8 protein-coding genes and 1 pseudogene are annotated in these 15,771 nt (G+C 60.3%); 4 read left to right on the top strand and 5 right to left on the bottom strand.

Annotation, left to right across the window (positions count from 1 at the left end):
- Positions 1-400 precede the first annotated feature (400 nt).
- The 4 genes and pseudogenes from FTE24_RS23340 to FTE24_RS17315 form a co-directional block, all read right to left on the bottom strand.
- Positions 401-1,198, bottom strand: coding sequence for a TatD family hydrolase (locus FTE24_RS23340; protein WP_337190067.1), 798 nt, complete (start codon positions 1,196-1,198; stop codon positions 401-403).
- A gap of 222 nt (positions 1,199-1,420) precedes the next feature.
- Positions 1,421-2,209 (bottom strand): annotated as a pseudogene (locus FTE24_RS23335) (RNA 2'-phosphotransferase); the annotation flags it as partial.
- Positions 2,210-2,339: 130 nt separating this feature from the next.
- Positions 2,340-3,566, bottom strand: coding sequence for an RtcB family protein (locus tag FTE24_RS17320; protein WP_150231993.1), 1,227 nt, complete (start codon positions 3,564-3,566; stop codon positions 2,340-2,342).
- Positions 3,567-3,644: 78 nt separating this feature from the next.
- On the bottom strand, positions 3,645-5,189 hold the full coding sequence (locus tag FTE24_RS17315) for a TROVE domain-containing protein (RefSeq protein WP_150231994.1): 1,545 nt from the start codon (positions 5,187-5,189) through the stop codon (positions 3,645-3,647).
- 1,304 nt (positions 5,190-6,493) lie between these two features.
- Here FTE24_RS17315 and FTE24_RS17310 point away from each other — a divergent pair.
- From FTE24_RS17310 to FTE24_RS17300, 3 genes are all read left to right on the top strand, one after another.
- Positions 6,494-8,035: an FAD-dependent monooxygenase gene (locus FTE24_RS17310; protein ID WP_150231997.1), complete on the top strand. Its 1,542-nt coding sequence runs from the start codon at positions 6,494-6,496 to the stop codon at positions 8,033-8,035.
- A 463-nt stretch (positions 8,036-8,498) separates the two neighbouring features.
- On the top strand, positions 8,499-9,797 hold the full coding sequence (locus FTE24_RS17305; protein ID WP_150231999.1) for a helix-turn-helix transcriptional regulator: 1,299 nt from the start codon (positions 8,499-8,501) through the stop codon (positions 9,795-9,797).
- Complete coding sequence (locus tag FTE24_RS17300) at positions 9,781-10,656, top strand: WYL domain-containing protein (RefSeq protein WP_150232001.1); 876 nt, start codon at positions 9,781-9,783, stop codon at positions 10,654-10,656. The genes FTE24_RS17305 and FTE24_RS17300 overlap by 17 nt, the downstream gene beginning before the upstream one ends.
- 134 nt (positions 10,657-10,790) lie before the next feature.
- Here FTE24_RS17300 and FTE24_RS17295 read toward each other — a convergent pair whose 3' ends face one another.
- Complete coding sequence (locus FTE24_RS17295; RefSeq protein WP_160441813.1) at positions 10,791-11,582, bottom strand: DUF3891 family protein; 792 nt, start codon at positions 11,580-11,582, stop codon at positions 10,791-10,793.
- A 577-nt stretch (positions 11,583-12,159) separates the two neighbouring features.
- On the opposite strand from FTE24_RS17295, the gene FTE24_RS17290 reads away from it, so the two are divergent.
- A complete protein-coding gene (locus FTE24_RS17290; protein WP_150232005.1) occupies positions 12,160-14,961 on the top strand; it encodes an endo-beta-N-acetylglucosaminidase in 2,802 nt (933 codons plus the stop codon).
- The last annotated feature ends 810 nt before the right edge of the window (positions 14,962-15,771 follow it).

The raw sequence follows: 15,771 nt of genomic DNA, 5'->3' as shown, positions 1-15,771 counted from the left end.
TTCAACTATACGTCTAAGTGCAGCCAAGCCAGAAGCTTTACTCCCCATTATACGGAATAAAAAAATTTTGATCACCTTATTACTCGGCGCCTGCGCGCAAACTTCGAAAATCCGACTTCCCGGCGGCACCGGGATCGGCCGAGCGCGAGAACTCTTTCATTACTTGCATGAATACACTTATTTTCGCGAAAAAACCGCCGAAATCGCAAATAACTGCGCAGATCCACTTATTTGGCGAAAAAAAGAGAAGTTCGGTGCATATATGAAAAAATAACTGTTTTCTCGCAGCTATTTCAGCCGGCGCGGGCAGAAGCAGGGAAATAACTGTACTCACGTCGTTATTTGGGAGAGCGCCGGATAGACGATAATTGAACGGGCCGAATCACGAGGGATCAAAAGATTACAGGCCGCTTTTTCCATTTCCGATATTAAAAAATATTTTGGCCGTCTCGGTCGTTTGATCCATCACCGACTCTGCGCTGCGCCCCGTGCATTCGGCCACCGCGGCCGCGATATGCGGCAGAAAAGCCGGTTCGTTGCGCCCGTCCTTGGGCTTGGGCCGCAGATCGCGGGGCGTCAGGAACGGCGCGTCCGTCTCGATCATCAGCCGGTCCGGCGGAATGAGCCGCACCAGCTCCCGCAGATGCCGGCCGCGCCGCTCGTCGCAGATCCAGCCGGTGATCCCGATATGCAGGCCCATCTCCAGATAGGCGCGCAGCTCTTCCCCGCTGCCGGTAAAGCAGTGCACGACGGCCGGCACGTTCTCCGGCCGATGTTCGCGCAGCAGCCGCGCGAAGTCGGCATGCGCGTCGCGCTCATGCAGGAACAGCGGCAGCGCAAGTTCCGCGGCCAGTCCGATCTGCTGTGCGAACACTTCGCGCTGCACGTCGCGCGGCGAGAAGTCGCGATTGTAGTCCAGGCCGCATTCGCCGATCGCGACGACTTCGCCTCCGGCTGCAAGTTCGCGCAAAGCTTGCAGCGTATGCGCGTCGCAGCTCTTGGCGTCGTGCGGATGCACGCCGGCCGTCGCGTAGAGGCGGCCCGGGTAGGCCCGCGCGTATTCAGCTGCGGCTTGGCTGCTCCGGACGCTCGTTCCGGTCAGGATCAGCGGCGTCACGCCGGCTTCGGCAGCCGCTTCGACCACGCGTTCGCGGTCGCTGCCGAACGAGCGGTGCATGAGATTGACGCCGATATCGATCGTCTGCCGCGGTCCCGCGGATAGAGCGGATTGCGTAGTTTCGGCAGATGGAGCCGATTGCGTAGTTTCGGCGGGTAGAGCCGGCTGCGCCGTTTCGCTCGGCTCGGCGCCTTGAAGCGGCTTGACAGAGCGGACGGCTTCGCTTGAGTTCGACGATTCGGCGGATTCCGTGGATTCTGCCGCTTCCGTCAGCACGTCCGCCGGGACGCGCTCGGCCAGCCAGACGCCGCTGCCGGCGTCGTAGAAGGCGATGCCGGATTGGGACGCGGCGGCGGTGTCCACGGTCAACAGAACGAGCTTGCCCCGCCGCTGTCCGGCCAGGGCGGCAAAATGCGTCTCTGCCGACAGATGCACGTACCGGCGTCCCATCGGCAGCAGTCCGTGTTCCAGAATCGCCGGCAGCGCCCGGCGGTTCGTGCCGTGATACAGCGTCTCCGGCGGCGTTCCCTGCGGATAGGCCAGCTTCTCGTAGCTGTGCCCGTAACGCGCGCGGATACGCGGCGCGGCTTCTTTTGCGTCAAAGTCGTCTGCCTCCGCTGCCTCCGCCGTTTCTGCTGCCTCGAAGCCTTGCGATTCGCCGGCCGCCGATCTGTCTTTTTTTGCCGACTCGCCTTGATCTTCCGCCTCCAAAATCTCGAACCGCTGCTTATCCGAACGTCGCACGACGCCGCGCAGATCCGCTTCCGTCACGTGCTCGTAACCGCTTCTCAGCCGCACGGCGGCCAGCAGGTCGGACAGGTCGCAGGAACCGTCTTCGGGGTCAAGCCGCAGTCCAAAATCCGCCGGCGCATGCCGCAGCATCATCGTCATCAGCTTGCTGATCTTCTTGTCGCGCTCCGCGATCGCTTTCGCCGACTCCGCGCCCGGTTCTCCCGGTTGGCTCTCTCTCGACGCTTCCGATTGTGCCTCTGTCTGCTCTTCTGTTGGCGCTTCTGTCGGCGCTTGCGTCGATCCTTGCGTATGGACCTCGTGCCGCTTGAGATCTTTTCCGTTCACGTTTGATTCGTTCATTGATGTCTCGCCTCCTGTCGTCGCGTTCCGCGCTCTACCTGTTACGACGCAAAGCCGGCCCCGTTTGTTTCCCGGGAACCGGCTTTTTTTGTCCTGTCGCTTGGCTTGCGGCCGTCTTGGTCTTTGTGTCTTAGTCTTTGTAGGGGTCGTATTCGTTCGCGCCCGCCATCGCCACGCCGATCGGCTTGAGCGTGTGCAGCACGTCGATCGTCTCGGCATGCGCGTCCAGCACTTCCCGCAGATTCCGGTACACGAACGGACTCTCGTCCGTTCCGCCGCCGCGCAGTTCCACGTCGAAGCGCTTGACCGCCTTCATCATCCGCTCCTCCGTAATCTCGCCGCCGACGCGCACGCGCGTCTTCCAGTTCATCTTGCCCGCGGCCTGGGTTCGGCTCATGACGCGGCCCGCCCCGTGCACCGTACTGTAAAAAGAATCCCGGTTCTCGGCCGTGTCTTTGCCGCGCACGATGACCGAAATGTCCGCCATGCTGCCGCCGATAAAGCCCAGCTGGCCCGGAGCCGAAGGCGTCGCTCCTTTGCGCACGACGATGCAGTCTTTGCCTTCATGCTTTTCTTGCCATGCAAAATTGTGATGGTTGTGCACTTCGAAATCGCTCGTCGCGCCCAAAATGCCGAGCACCTGACGGATCACGTAATCGCGGCCCGCATACGCGTAGCGTCCGGCCAGCTTCATCGCGCGGTAGTACAGGTCGCCGTTCTCGCTGTTCAGATCAAGCAGCACGGGCGGCTGATCCATGCTCTCGCCCGGCGCTTTGCCCAGAAAATCGCGGCCCGCCGCCAGATTCAGAAATCCGCTCGCCGTCTTGTGGCCGAAGCCCCGGCTGCCGAAATGGTTGCCGACCCACAGCCGGCCCGTTTCCGGTTCTTCGAACAGGTCGACGTAATGGTTGCCGCTGCCGACCGTGCCAAGCTGCTCGCGCGCAAGCTTCTTGAGCTTGTCGTGTACGTTCCCGCCGATCTGCCGGTACACCGACCAATCCGGGTCGTCGAACAGCTCGTGATCCACCGGCTTGGCGTTGGAGCGCCCGACTCCGAATTCGATACGGCGCCCGATCTCGTCCATAATCGGCTTGATGACTTTTTTGACGTCGGCCGCCATCAGGTTGGTCCGTACCGCTTTGTTGCCGCAGGCGATATCGTAGCCGACGCCGCTCGGCGAGATTTGTCCGTCGTACGCGACCACGCCGCCGATCGGCTGGCTGTAGCCTTTGTGATGGTCGGCCATCAGCAGCGTCTGCACGACCTCCCCGTGATACGCGCACGTCTGGGCCTGCTTGAGCGCGCCTTCGTCCACTTTGCCCCATACCCGCACTTTTCCGATCGTTTCGTAGCTCATGTTCGTGTCCTCCTTGTATGAAAACGGCCGGACCGTACATCCCGCACGGTCCGGGCCGATATTCGCTTTTGTTTTCTTTTACCCGTCCGGCCTGGAATGCTTGCTGTAACCTTCGGACTTGTCGCGATCGCCGAGGTGCTCCAGCTCTATCCGCGACACCCGCGCGCTCATGGAATCGAAGCCGTGCGCCGCCGCCGCGATATACGACAGCACCTGATCGCTCCAGCCGTAAATGTAATGCGTCTGCCGATCTTCTCTTGGCACCATCGCTCCACGGTACGGCGACAGGTCGACGACGAACGCTTTGGCCTCGCGGTTGATGCTGGATCGGTAGCGCCGAAGCTCCGTGTAAAAAGGACTGCCGTCGTTCTGCTGCTCATCCGTGATGATTATGATCTGGTCGACGTGCTCGCGCAGTTCGGTCAAACGCCGGATCGGTGCACCCGTATCCGTGCCGCCTCTCGCCCGAATTCGCGACGCCTGCAGCAGGATGCCCGCTTGGCGCGAAGGCTTCGGATCGTGCACCCGATCGTCGAACGTCAGGAAAATCGAGCTTCCGCCCGTCTTTTTGTACAGGGCGAGCGCGAACACCGAACCGGTGCGCAAATATTCGCCGTCCATCGAACCGGAGATGTCGAGCAGAATCGCGGTGCGTCCCGGCAGCTTGGGCAGGCTCTCGAACGTCAGATCGACGGCTTGCGCCAGCGCTTCCTTGACGACGGGATGCTTCACCTGATCGTAAGCGGTCGCAAAGCGCAGCGGCAAAATCTTCGATTTGCGCAGCGCCTCGGCATCGCTCAACCGTTCCACCACATAACGCAAATGTTGGGGACGCTCCAGCAGCCCTTCGCGGTCCAGCATGTTCAGATGGCGCAGCAGCGCGAACAGGGGCATCTGGTAGAGCAGCGCTTCCCAGATTCTTTTGTTCGCCGTGATCGCGCCGGTCACCGTCTCGTACGGCAGCCGGCCTTCGCGGATCAAGCGGACGCGTTCTTTGTCCTGGCCCGCTTGTTTGAGCCGTTCGACGGCCGCGATCTGCGGCAGTTCGGCAAGCGTCGTCTCGTGTCCGCGCAAATAGCGGAACAGCGCCCGCTGGCGCTCGTCCGTCGGAACCGGATGCGCCGTCGCGATCGCGTCGCCGAGATTGTAACTCCGGCCGCGTCCGCCGTATTTGATCGCCCAGTATTCCGACGTCTGCCGCAGAAAAAGCGCGACCTGACGCTTGACCGCCCGGCCTCCCTGTCCGCGGCCCATGCCTGTAAGGATCGTCAGAAAATCCGCCAGGTCCGGCGGGATCAGCACGACGTGCTCAAACACCTGCGCGAACAGGTCCGGGCGAGCTTTGGACAGCACGGCCAGACCGTAGATCGGCTGCAGCCGCATGAAGCCTTTTTGGCGGGCAAACACGAGCGCTTTCGCCATGAACTCCGGGTTCAGCTCGACCAGCGCCTCGTGCGTCTCCGCCGCCTGCGCCAGCAGATCGTGCGCAGCGGCGTAAAACGTATGGCCGAGCGTGTTGGTCAGCAGCATCTGCAAATATTCTTCCTCGACGCTGCGGCTGTGGGCGCGGTACCCTTGCGTATTATAGAACGGTTCGGTAAAGCGTTGAACGGCGCGGCTCATCTCGGCGGCCTCCTTGTGAGTTTGGGTTGAGGGACAGGGACTATGGGGGGTACGGAATGCCGGATCGGCAGGATGGAACATAAAGTGTGGAACAGGCATATGAATAGTGGAACAGGTATATAGATGGTGGAACCGGAATATCGAATAGGGGAAAAGAGTACTGGCACGACAAGCCGGCGAAGAAAAAACGGAGAAGGCTGCGGCGGGGCTCGAACCCGCCTGCTTCCGTTTTTTTCAAATGGGTCGAAGTAGCCCTCTCCCGCGCCTCGCCGACAATTCGTGTCCAGTTCTTGCAAGCTTGCCCGAAGAAAAAGGAGGAAAGGTTATACTGCCGCTCTATCCCCTGAGCTATTCCGCCGCGTAATGACGGAAGCCGGATTCGAACCGGCGACCTGCACGATTAGAAGTCGAAGGAACCCTTCCCGGCGCCTCGGACGATCAAGGACTTCGGCGAATGCCGCCGTCCTTGGCCTGCGTTTATCTTCGCATGGCGGGCGGGGCGGGAACAGGGCGGAAGTATGACGATTGGTGTAATCGTCTGGTATACTTCGCGCCTTGGCGGAAGCATGACGATTGGTGTAATCGTCTGGCACACTTCGCGCCTTGGCGGAAGTACGACTCGGGAGGACGCGTCGCTGGGCGCGGGCGGACTTGGGCGGACGGGCAGGCGAGCCGGCCTATTCCGCCAGACATAGAGCATCTGCCTCAAAATGTGCACATAAAGTCAACATTTCTCGCGTATAGCCGGACCAAAGAAGCAAATGTGCGCATAAAGTCAACATTTTCAGCATTTCAGGCCGATAAAGGCCCGTAAATGCGAAAAATGTGTACATAAGATCAACATTTGCTTAAAAAGTTGGCGGAAACGCATAAAATGTGAGCAAAAAGTCAACATTCCCTCGCTCCGCTTCAATCGGTTCTCCTTCGACTCGCACTAAGCACCTCCCCGCTCCAGTCGGTTTCCTTTCCCCTTGTTCGCCGCCTCTCTTCTCCCGCTCGGTTCCTTTTACCTCCGGATTCTCTCAAAGGTCCGCTTGTCGATCGCTCTCCGGGTTCGCTCCGGTCGACTCGCCTCCTGTTTCTTTTTCACAAATCAGGCATCGAACTCAAAAGCGGGTAATCCATCCTATGTAAGCTCGACGTTCGCACGATTCCGCGTTCCTGCTTATACTCCGATTCCTTCTCCCTGTTACGGTTCCGCGTCTCTACCTATACTCCGACTCCCCGTTCCTGTTCCTTGTCCTCATCCCTGTTCCGCATTCCGCTTTCCCATTTCGGCAAACCTTACAAAAGGAGGCTCGATCATGCAGGCATCCGATCCCGAAGTTTTGATCTGCGGAGCCGGTCCGACGGGGCTGGTTCTGGCGCTCTGGCTGACGAAGCAGCAGGTCCGCGTGCGCATCGTCGACAAAAGACACGAACCCGGCGGCACGTCGCGCGCGCTCGCCGTGCAGGCCCGTACGCTCGAACTGTACGGCCAGCTTGGCTTGGCGGACGCGGCGCTCGAACAAGGATATGCCGCGCCGGGATTCAATGTCTGGGCCAACGGCAGGCGCCGCGGACGCATTCCGTTCAAGCGCAAACTTGGCGAGCTGACCGCGTACCCTTACGTGCTGATCCTGCCGCAGGATCGCCACGAACGGCTGCTGGCCGATCGTCTGGCGGAACTCGGCGTGCAGGTGGAGCATGCGACCGAACTTGTCCGCTTCGAGCAGGACACAGGCGGCGTTCGCGCCGTGCTCAAGGAGGCCGACGGCATCGAGCGCGCCTGCTCGGCCAGGTATCTGGCCGGCTGCGACGGCGCGCATTCGATCGTGCGCAAAAGCCTCGGCATCGATTTTGCGGGCGGCACGTACAGCCGTTTCTTCTACGTGGCGGACGTGGAGGCCGAAGGCCCGCCGATGGACGGCGAAGTGCATATCAATCTGGATCGGAGCGCGGATTTTCTGGCAATTTTCCCGCTTGCGCCGGCGGGCCGGGCGCGTCTGGTCGGCACGCTGGTCAACGACCGGCCGGATCGGATCGATACGCTGTCGTTCGACGATATCGGCGCAAACGCGATCGACAAGCTGCGCATTCGGGTCGGTCGGGTCAACTGGTTCTCGACTTATAAAGTGCATCACCGCGTCGCCGAGCGCTTCCGGGAAGGCCGCGTCTTCCTGCTCGGCGATGCCGGGCATATCCACAGCCCGGCCGGCGGCCAGGGCATGAACACGGGGATCGGCGACGCGATCAATCTGGCCTGGAAACTGGCGGCGGTGCTGCGCGGCCAGGCGGCAGACGCTCTACTGGGCAGCTATGAGGCGGAGCGGCTTGCTTTTGCCCGACGGCTCGTCGCGACGACGGACCGGGTGTTCACGCTGGCGACGTCGGCGAAGCTTCCGGCACGCATCATGCGCACGCGCGTCGTGCCGGTCGCGGTCCCGTCGGCCGCGCGTGTGCCGGCGGCGCTGCGTTTCGCGTTTGGAATTCTGTCGCAGCTTGGCCTGCATTACCGGCGCGGTCCGCTGGCCGAAGGCGAAGCAGGCCGCATCCGGGGCGGCGACCGGCTGCCGTGGATCGCGCACGCGGACGGCAGCGACAACTTTGCGATGCTTGACGGCATACGGTGGCAGGTGCACGTCTACGGCGACGTCCGTCCCGAATTGGCCGCCTGGTGCGACGCCTGCGCGGATCGCGGACCTGCGCTGCGGCGGTTCGAGTGGAGCGACGCCTGCGGCCGCGCCGGACTGGATCGCGGCGCCGCGTACCTGATCCGGCCGGATCTGTACGTGGCGTTGGCCGTGCCCGGCGGCGATCCGGAAGTGATCGGGCGGTTTTTGCGCGATCGCTCGATTGCTTTTTGAAGCTTCGGATTGCTTGCTAACGAACCCTGATACCGCTATTCGAGCGTTTCGGGGCATTTTCCGAATCTAACGAATCCTTATAGCGCTAAAGGTGCCAAAACAGGCGAATCCCTGTGAAAAACAGCAAATAGCGTTACGAGGATTCGTTAGATTTCCTAAAAAGCCGTATAGGCGCATTTAGCGTTACGTCGATTCGTTAGAGTCCCGCCGCGCTCCCCCAGCCATACTTACGCCAAGGCGCAGAGTGTGACGGCGATTCATCGCCATGCTTACGCCAAGGCGCGAAGTATACCAGGCGATTCATTTATCGCCATACTTCCGCCCTGTCCCCCCGCCCTCTTTTCCGCTTAAAATGAGTCTACAAGAGAACCCACCGGTTTTTTACAAATTCGCTCATATTCCTTACAATGGGAAGAAGACAAACGGGTCCCGGCCCACGGAGCGAGAAAGCGAGGAAAGTGCCATGGCCAAAGAAAGCTTCGACAAGGAAATCCAGTTCCTGCGCCTGCTGGCGCTGAGCGGCGGCGGGTACGACCGGCAGCAGTTTGCGGGGCGCCTGGGCATTTCCGTACATACTTTCGACAAGACGGTGCGCCGCCTGCGCGAGATCAGCGGGGACGCGGACTTTGCGGACCTGTTCCGCTACGGCTATGCCGATTCGGCCGAGCCGGTGCTGCTGTTTCTGTACCGCGCCAAGTCGATGAAGGAATCCGAGAGCCGCCGGCTGCCGCTTATCCTCGGCGCGCTCAAGGGACGTCCGCAGACCGCCGCCGAGCTGCTCGACGCCTGCTGCGAACAGCTTCCGATCGATGCGGCCATGCCGGACGAGAAAACGATCCGCTCCGATCTGCGCTACCTCGAAGAGATCGGCGTCGCGCGGCGCGAGCCGGGCGGACGGCCTGTTCGCTACATCCTCAACAACGACCTGACCGACTGCCTGTCGCAAAAAGAGCTGATCGACCTGTATGAATTTGTCGACATCATGGCGAACACGCAGATCCCTTCGGTTCAGGGGTATCTGCTGCGCGACAACCTGAAGAAAGCGCTCAAGTCGGCCGTTCCGGCCGAACAGTGGGACGACGGCCTGCTGGAGCCTTTTTCGTACAAATACCATTATGACGCGCGGATTCTGGACGAAGCCCATCTGTACACGCTGCTGCGGATGATCCATTTGCGCCGGCGCATTTCGTTCCAGTATTTTTCGCCCAAAAATCGCAAAAGCTATGCCGCCAAAGACACCAACCCGCTGTTCGGCCGCGAAAGCGAAGTCCGGCGCGAAAGTACGCTGCCGCTCAAAGTCGTCTACGACCACCAATACGGCAGATGGTACTTGATCGGCGCGGCCTCCAAAGGCCGGGTCGTCAAGTTCCGCATGGAAGGCATGATCGGGATCGAAGAAGAACAGGAAGTGCCCGAAACGTATTTTGCGCTCAAAAAAGCCGATCTCGACGAACGGCTGCGCCGCAGTTGGCTGATCGACACCGGCGAACCGGTGACCGTGCGTGCGAGATTTTACCGGCCGGGCCATGACCAGGCGGATTTTATCGAAGAGCGCGTGCGCATGCAGGGCCAATGGGGACAGATCGTGGAATCGGACGAGACTTCGTTCGTATACGAGATCGAAGTCAACGGCGTCACCGAGATCCGTCCGTGGCTGCGGGGCTTCGGCTCAAGCTGCGAAGTGCTGGAACCGGCGGAACTCAGACAGTCGTTTATCGACGAATGGAAGGAGATCGAGGCTTACTATGAATCATCCGTTTGAGAAAATTTTCAGTTATCAGCTGGCTTCCCGGCTTGAAGAGACGGGCGTGTACACGCTTACGTCGCAGGAACGCTCGTGGCTGAAGTCGATGCTGGAACATCCGGCGGCCGCGGAAGCGCTGGAAGAACGCACGATCGCGAAGCTGCGCGAATGCACGCTGGACGACGAGATGCCGAACCTGCTGGACGGGCTGGAGGAAAAAGCGGGCAATCTCGAAGCACAGACCGTGCATCCCTTGCTGGCTCCGATCCGTCGCATTCTGCGCAATCGGCAGGGCATGAAGCTTCAGTGCATGACCAAAAAAGGCAAGCTCAATCCGCCCCAGCCCGGCCTGCCGTGCAAGCTGGAGTATTCGATGGTCAAGCGCGAATGGTATCTGCTCTGGTACAACTCCGCCAGCCGCTCGCCCATGAACACGCGGCTGTGCCATATTGTCTCGGTCGAAGAAGCGCGCATGTCGCGCGGCCGCTACGAAGACATGTCCGCCCGCGCGGCCAGACTGCTGGAAGCGCCGCGCCACGAAGCGACCGTCGAAGTGATCAAGATGTTCAACGGGGAGCTGACGCGCATCCTGCACGCCTTTTCCTGCTTCGACAAGCGCGTCGAGTTCGACGAAAGCGACCAGATCTACCGGATTCACCTCAGCTTCACGGGCAGCGAGAGCCAGTACGTCCTGACCAAACTGCGTTTTCTCGGCAAAAGAGTCCGCGTGATCGAAGGCGATTACCTGAAATGGCGGATGCGGGAAACGGCGAGGAAGGCGCTGGCGCTGTACGGAATAGAAAAAGAATCGGCGAACAACGGCGCACCTTCCGGACAGGAGCCCGTGTCGGCCGCCGGCGGGCCGTTGTCGATCTGAGCCGGATTCGACCGGCATAAAAAACGGCATTAAAAAGCAGGGTTGTCCCAAGCCATTGAAATGGCCGGACGACCCTGCTTTTTTTTGCGCCAACCTGAATTTTCTTTGTCCCGGTCGGTCATTCTCACGTTACGCTACATGAACCGAATCTCCCGCTCGCTCCACGCCGCTTCTTCATACGCCTGCGCGATGCCGACTTCGCGGATACGCGCTTTCGGCACGTGCTTCTCGCGCAGCTTGGCGCTGAACGGACCGTCGAACGGCGAAGGGTCGGACTTGACCGTGGACTCGTCCTGCCAGTTCAGCTGAAGCAGCCCGCCGCCGCCGAACGGTTCGGAGCCCGGCACGCCGTCCTTAAACCACGGATGCTCGTCTTCTTTGCCGATGCCCGGCGCGTTCAGGCAGACGTAGAGCGAGATGCCGTCGCAGGTCTGCAAAATCTGGCGGTGCAGCAGCAGCGTCTCCTGCTGCACGCCGCTGTATTTGGCGCTGATTCGCTGCTGCCGTTCTTCTTCATGGTGCACAAACGCGACGCAGTCTTCCCGTTCCGACGTCTGGATATCTTCGAACACGCTGTAGTACATACTACTCAGCAGCGCGGCGTACGGATGTTTCTCTTCCAGTTCGTCGACGCCCATCCGGTAAAAGACGACTTTGGGCAGCATCGGATATTCGTTGAACGAACACGGCGCGTGCAGATGATCGTCCCAGATCGGCGTATCGTCGGGACGAATCCAGCCCCGGTCGTGTTCCTTCACACCGAGCACGATCGCGTCCTTCGTCACTTCCGGCATGCCCGGCGACTCTTCCACCCGTTCCATCATGTAGAAGCGGTCCGCGAAACGCGCGGCGGCTTCTCCCGAAAATTCCGCATGGTCATGCTGCTGAACGAGCACAAAAGCTTCTTCGGTCTCCCGTATCACCATCGTTAAATCCCCCATCCCATCAGGCCGGCGCCGATGAATTTTCTTCACGGGCGCGGCCCTTTTTTTTCTGGCGTTCTTCCCTTTATTACCCGATTTGCGCTTCATGCGTAACCCAAACGCCTGTTCAGACGTTTAACCTCTAAGTCATCTCTCATACTCCATCGACACAAGCAAGGAGGTTATCTCTATCTCTAGTCATTCTTCATCCGTCTCCCGTTCCCCTGCCGAGCCGTGGATTCGCGACAAAAAGCGTTTCCGGCTCGCGATTCAAACTGCCCAAAAAAGCCGGCCCGGCAATAACTTCGGCAGTACGGCCAACTTCTTGGGCAATTTTCTGACGCTGTCTTTGGACGACGGAACGCATAAAAGGACCTGGACCGAATAAAAAAGCCTCCTTTGAGGCTTTTTCTTTATTTTGACCCCTTATTCTTTAGTTTCGACTCTTTTTGTGAAGGCGCCCATCGGATAACTTAAAATAGAAAGCGTTTCCATACAGACTCTGCCTGACGACCTGTCCTTTCCTGCCCGTCTTTTCGCTTGCGCACGATCCTACTTTCAACCCAAACGGAGGAATCCCATGAGCACAAGGAGCAAAAAGAAAACCCGTCGTCTGTCTTCCACCCACCGGGCCGCAGCCGCGGTACTGGCCGTATCCCTCGCCGCCGCAGCGCTGCCGCTGCAGGCGAGCGCCGGCGATACGTGGCCGTTCCAGGGCGAAAGCGCCCAGGGACAAAATCAGCCGAGCGTCCACGGTTATACGAGCGGGCACATTCTGGACTGGACGCCGGAGCGCGATCCGGATGCCGAACTGCTGCGTTCGCGCGTGCCGCTCCAGCCCCGAATCTCGCCGTTTGCGGCCACGCAGGCCGATCCGAGTCTCAGCCCCGACGTACATATGACGAACGTGGCAGGCGATTACGGCAATGCCTTTATCGAAAACGCGCCTTACACGAACAAGTTCGCGCAGTACCATTTCAACTTCTGGCAGTACACCGATTATTATTCGTACTGGCACGGCACCGCGACTGCTTACACACCGCCGGAATATTATGACGAGTTGGCGCAAAAAGACTGGCAGCAAAAATGGTTCGAGTTCGGCATGCTGAATATTCCGAATCCGACCTACACCGATGCGGCGCACAAAAACGGCGTCGTGTCGCTGGCCGGCATCTTTTTCTCCAACAACGACCGCGGCCAGCAGACGTACAAACAGATGATCGTCAAAGACGAAAACGGCAATTTCCCGGTCGCGGACAAGCTGATCGAAATGGCCAAATACTTCGGCTACGACGGCTACTTCGTCAATCAGGAAGAGATCGGGCCGAACGTCGCCGTGGCGGACATCCCGGATTACCAGGAGTTCGTCAAGACGCTCAAGCAGGCCGGGCTGTATATCCAATGGTACGACTCGCTCAACACGGACACCGGCTCGAACACGTTCGCCCGGACGTTCCGCGCCAACAACATGAAATTCCTGCATGACGCCGAAGACAACAAGCAGGTGTCGGATTCGTTCTTCTTCGATTACGGCATGGGCAAGACGCAGATCGACAACGCGGAGAAATTCCTCGCCGACTGGAACGCCAAATACGGCACGAATTACAATTTGTTCGACCACGGCTACGCCGGACTGGAAGCGGGACGCGACCGGTTCAAAAACGTGCAGGGTACGGCGCTGACCGCCAAGCTCGATGCCGAAGGCAAGCTGCGGGCCAGCCTCGCGACGCTCGGCGCGGACTTCGTGCACGCCGGACTCGACGAAGACATGAACCAGAGTTGGCCGAGCCGCAAGCGCAACGAGAACGACTTCCAATGGATGACGGACGTGCGCGAACGGCTCTGGTGGTCGGGACCGAACCTCGACCCGGCGAATACGGCGGTCTCGGCGCAAAACACCGCTGCCGACGTCTATGCGGATACCCGCTACTGGCCGGGCGTCGCGTCCGTTATCGCGGAACGTTCCGTCGTGGGCGGCGATACGTTCTACACGAACTTCAATACCGGCCACGGCCTCGATTATTATGTGGACGGCAAAGTGTCGAGCGACGACGAATGGTCGAACATGAGCCTGCAGGATCTGCTGCCGAGCTGGCAGTGGTGGCAGGAATCGGCGGGCAGCAAGCTTGACGTCGCTTTCGACTACGGCCGCCAATACGAGAGCGGCGACCGCTTCGACCATCCGCTGATCGGCGCGTACGAAGGCGGCAGCTCGCTGGCGCTGCGCGGCAAGCTGGATGCGGAGACGTTCCTGCGGCTGTACAAAACTGATCTGGCCGTCGCGGCGGATTCGAAAATGGACGTCACGTACAACAAGACGGTCAAAAGCGACGATTCGGTCATGAGCCTCGGCCTGATCTTCGCGGACGCCCCGGAGACGACGGTCAAAGTGCCGGTTCCGGGCAGCGGCGGCAAAACGCAAGGTTGGAAAACGACCCAGGTCGACCTGAGCGCCTACGCCGGACGGGAAATCGCCGCGTTCGGACTCGTGTTCGCTCCCGGCGCGAAGCCGATCGGCGATTATCGCATGAACGTCGGCGAACTGCGCCTGACGCATGACGCGCAGGCCGCACCTGCCGCGCCGACCGGACTTGCGATCGAAGCGGTCTATCCGGAAAGCGGCGAAATGCTCGTGAACTGGAACCTCGACGCCAACTACGACGACGTGCAGCTGTACAACGTGTACGTGAACGACGTGTTCGTCGGCGGCAAATACGACGAGACGTTCTACGTCAAAGACCTGCCGGCGCAGTCCGGCGTCGTGAAAGTCAAAGCGGTCGGACCGGACGGCACCGAGAGCGCGGCGGCGGAAGTGCCGTTCAATCTCAACACGGCGCCCGAGCAGCTCAAAGCGACGCCTGGCACGAACGGCGAGCTTGCGGTCAGTTGGACCGTGCCGCGCAGCGTCAAAGGCGACACGAAAGTGAGCGTTCGTTCGATCAACTGGACGACCGCGCCGCAGCCGGTCAACGAGACGCTGACGATCCCGCACGGCGAGACCAAAGCCGTCTTCAAGAACATCCCGACGAACGGCGACGAGTATATCGTGACGGTGCAAAAAGACGGCCTGACTCCGGTGTCGATCGCCGGCGCCTTTGCCGATAACATCGCGGAACCGTACGCCGAAGACTGGTCGTGGAACGGCACCACGCTGAACCTGCCGATGCCGAACACGCGCGATTGGCGTTATCTGTACGTGTACGAAGACGGCAAACTCCGCTCGTTCCCGACGACCTACAACGTCGGCGACCGCGACCGGATCATCCGCGGACGTACGACCAAAGCCAGCCTGAGCTTCACGTCCACCGCTGCAAAAGTCGAAGTCGTGCTCGAAGACTACAGCGGCAACAAGTCCGAACCTCTCGTGCTTAAAGGAGAGTAAGGAGCCGCGTCGCAAGCCGGGCATGGTAAAAGATCGGGAAGTTCGCGTGCAGCTTAAGAGGTACAATGAAGGCGCACAGTTAAAGTGTACGGTTAGAGTGAGTGCAAAAAGGAGCTTTGTGTCGGAGTCTCCCCAGAACGTCGGAAACCCGGCTCTCCAAATTGGAGAGCCGGGTTTTTGCGTTGTTCCGGATGCTTTCGTTCGTGGCTTTCGTTCGTGGCTTTCGTTCGCCCTCTCCTCGCCGCCCGCGAAGCGCCAACGAATCCTCACATCGCTATTTGCCCATTTTTCGCTGTTTTCGCAATCTAACGAATCGTCTTATTCTTATCTAGCTTTTCCCGGCCGTTTTGGGGTGTTTTTGAGCCGATAGCGTGATAACGATTCGTTAATGGGGATAAAAGCGAGCTGGAGGGCAAATAGCGTGATGCGGATTCGTTAGATCAGGATTCGTGGGTACGGTCAAGCGGCGGTCGGCAGGGCGGGCTGTGAACGAAAAAAAGCCAGCCCGCCGATCGATTAGGGAGTCGATCGGCGGGCTGGCGCTGTGGCAAGATTGGCAAGCAGCGGGCATGCCGCTATGCCGTTTGCGGCGCCGGAATTGGGCGGCGGTCGGCTTGCTACAAGCCGAGGCCGGCCGCGGCGACGGGATGCGGCCGCAAATCAACGGCCGCCAAGCGGTTCGGGGCGTCCGCTTATGACGCCGGAACCGGCACGGCTGCTGCCGGGCCTTCCGCGCCGGCTGCGGCGCCGGGCTGCGGGCCGTTCCCGTCGGCGCCCGGAGCCGCCGGTGCGCCTGCGGCGGGGCCGCCG

The sequence above is a fragment of the Saccharibacillus sp. WB 17 genome, from assembly GCF_008634075.2.
In the GTDB taxonomy this organism is placed as follows: domain Bacteria; phylum Bacillota; class Bacilli; order Paenibacillales; family Paenibacillaceae; genus Saccharibacillus; species Saccharibacillus brassicae.
This window is presented reverse-complemented; position numbering and strand designations above follow the sequence as displayed.

Excerpts from the sequence above, each read along its gene's own strand:
- FTE24_RS17320 (WP_150231993.1), bottom strand. The coding sequence starts at position 3,566 with ATGAGCTACGAAACGATCGGAAAAGTGCGGGTATGGGGCAAAGTGGAC.
- FTE24_RS17300 (WP_150232001.1), top strand. The coding sequence starts at position 9,781 with ATGAATCATCCGTTTGAGAAAATTTTCAGTTATCAGCTGGCTTCCCGG.
- FTE24_RS17295 (WP_160441813.1), bottom strand. The coding sequence starts at position 11,582 with ATGGTGATACGGGAGACCGAAGAAGCTTTTGTGCTCGTTCAGCAGCAT.
- FTE24_RS17310 (WP_150231997.1), top strand. The coding sequence starts at position 6,494 with ATGCAGGCATCCGATCCCGAAGTTTTGATCTGCGGAGCCGGTCCGACG.
- FTE24_RS17315 (WP_150231994.1), bottom strand. The coding sequence starts at position 5,189 with ATGAGCCGCGCCGTTCAACGCTTTACCGAACCGTTCTATAATACGCAA.
- FTE24_RS17305 (WP_150231999.1), top strand. The coding sequence starts at position 8,499 with ATGGCCAAAGAAAGCTTCGACAAGGAAATCCAGTTCCTGCGCCTGCTG.
- FTE24_RS17290 (WP_150232005.1), top strand. The coding sequence starts at position 12,160 with ATGAGCACAAGGAGCAAAAAGAAAACCCGTCGTCTGTCTTCCACCCAC.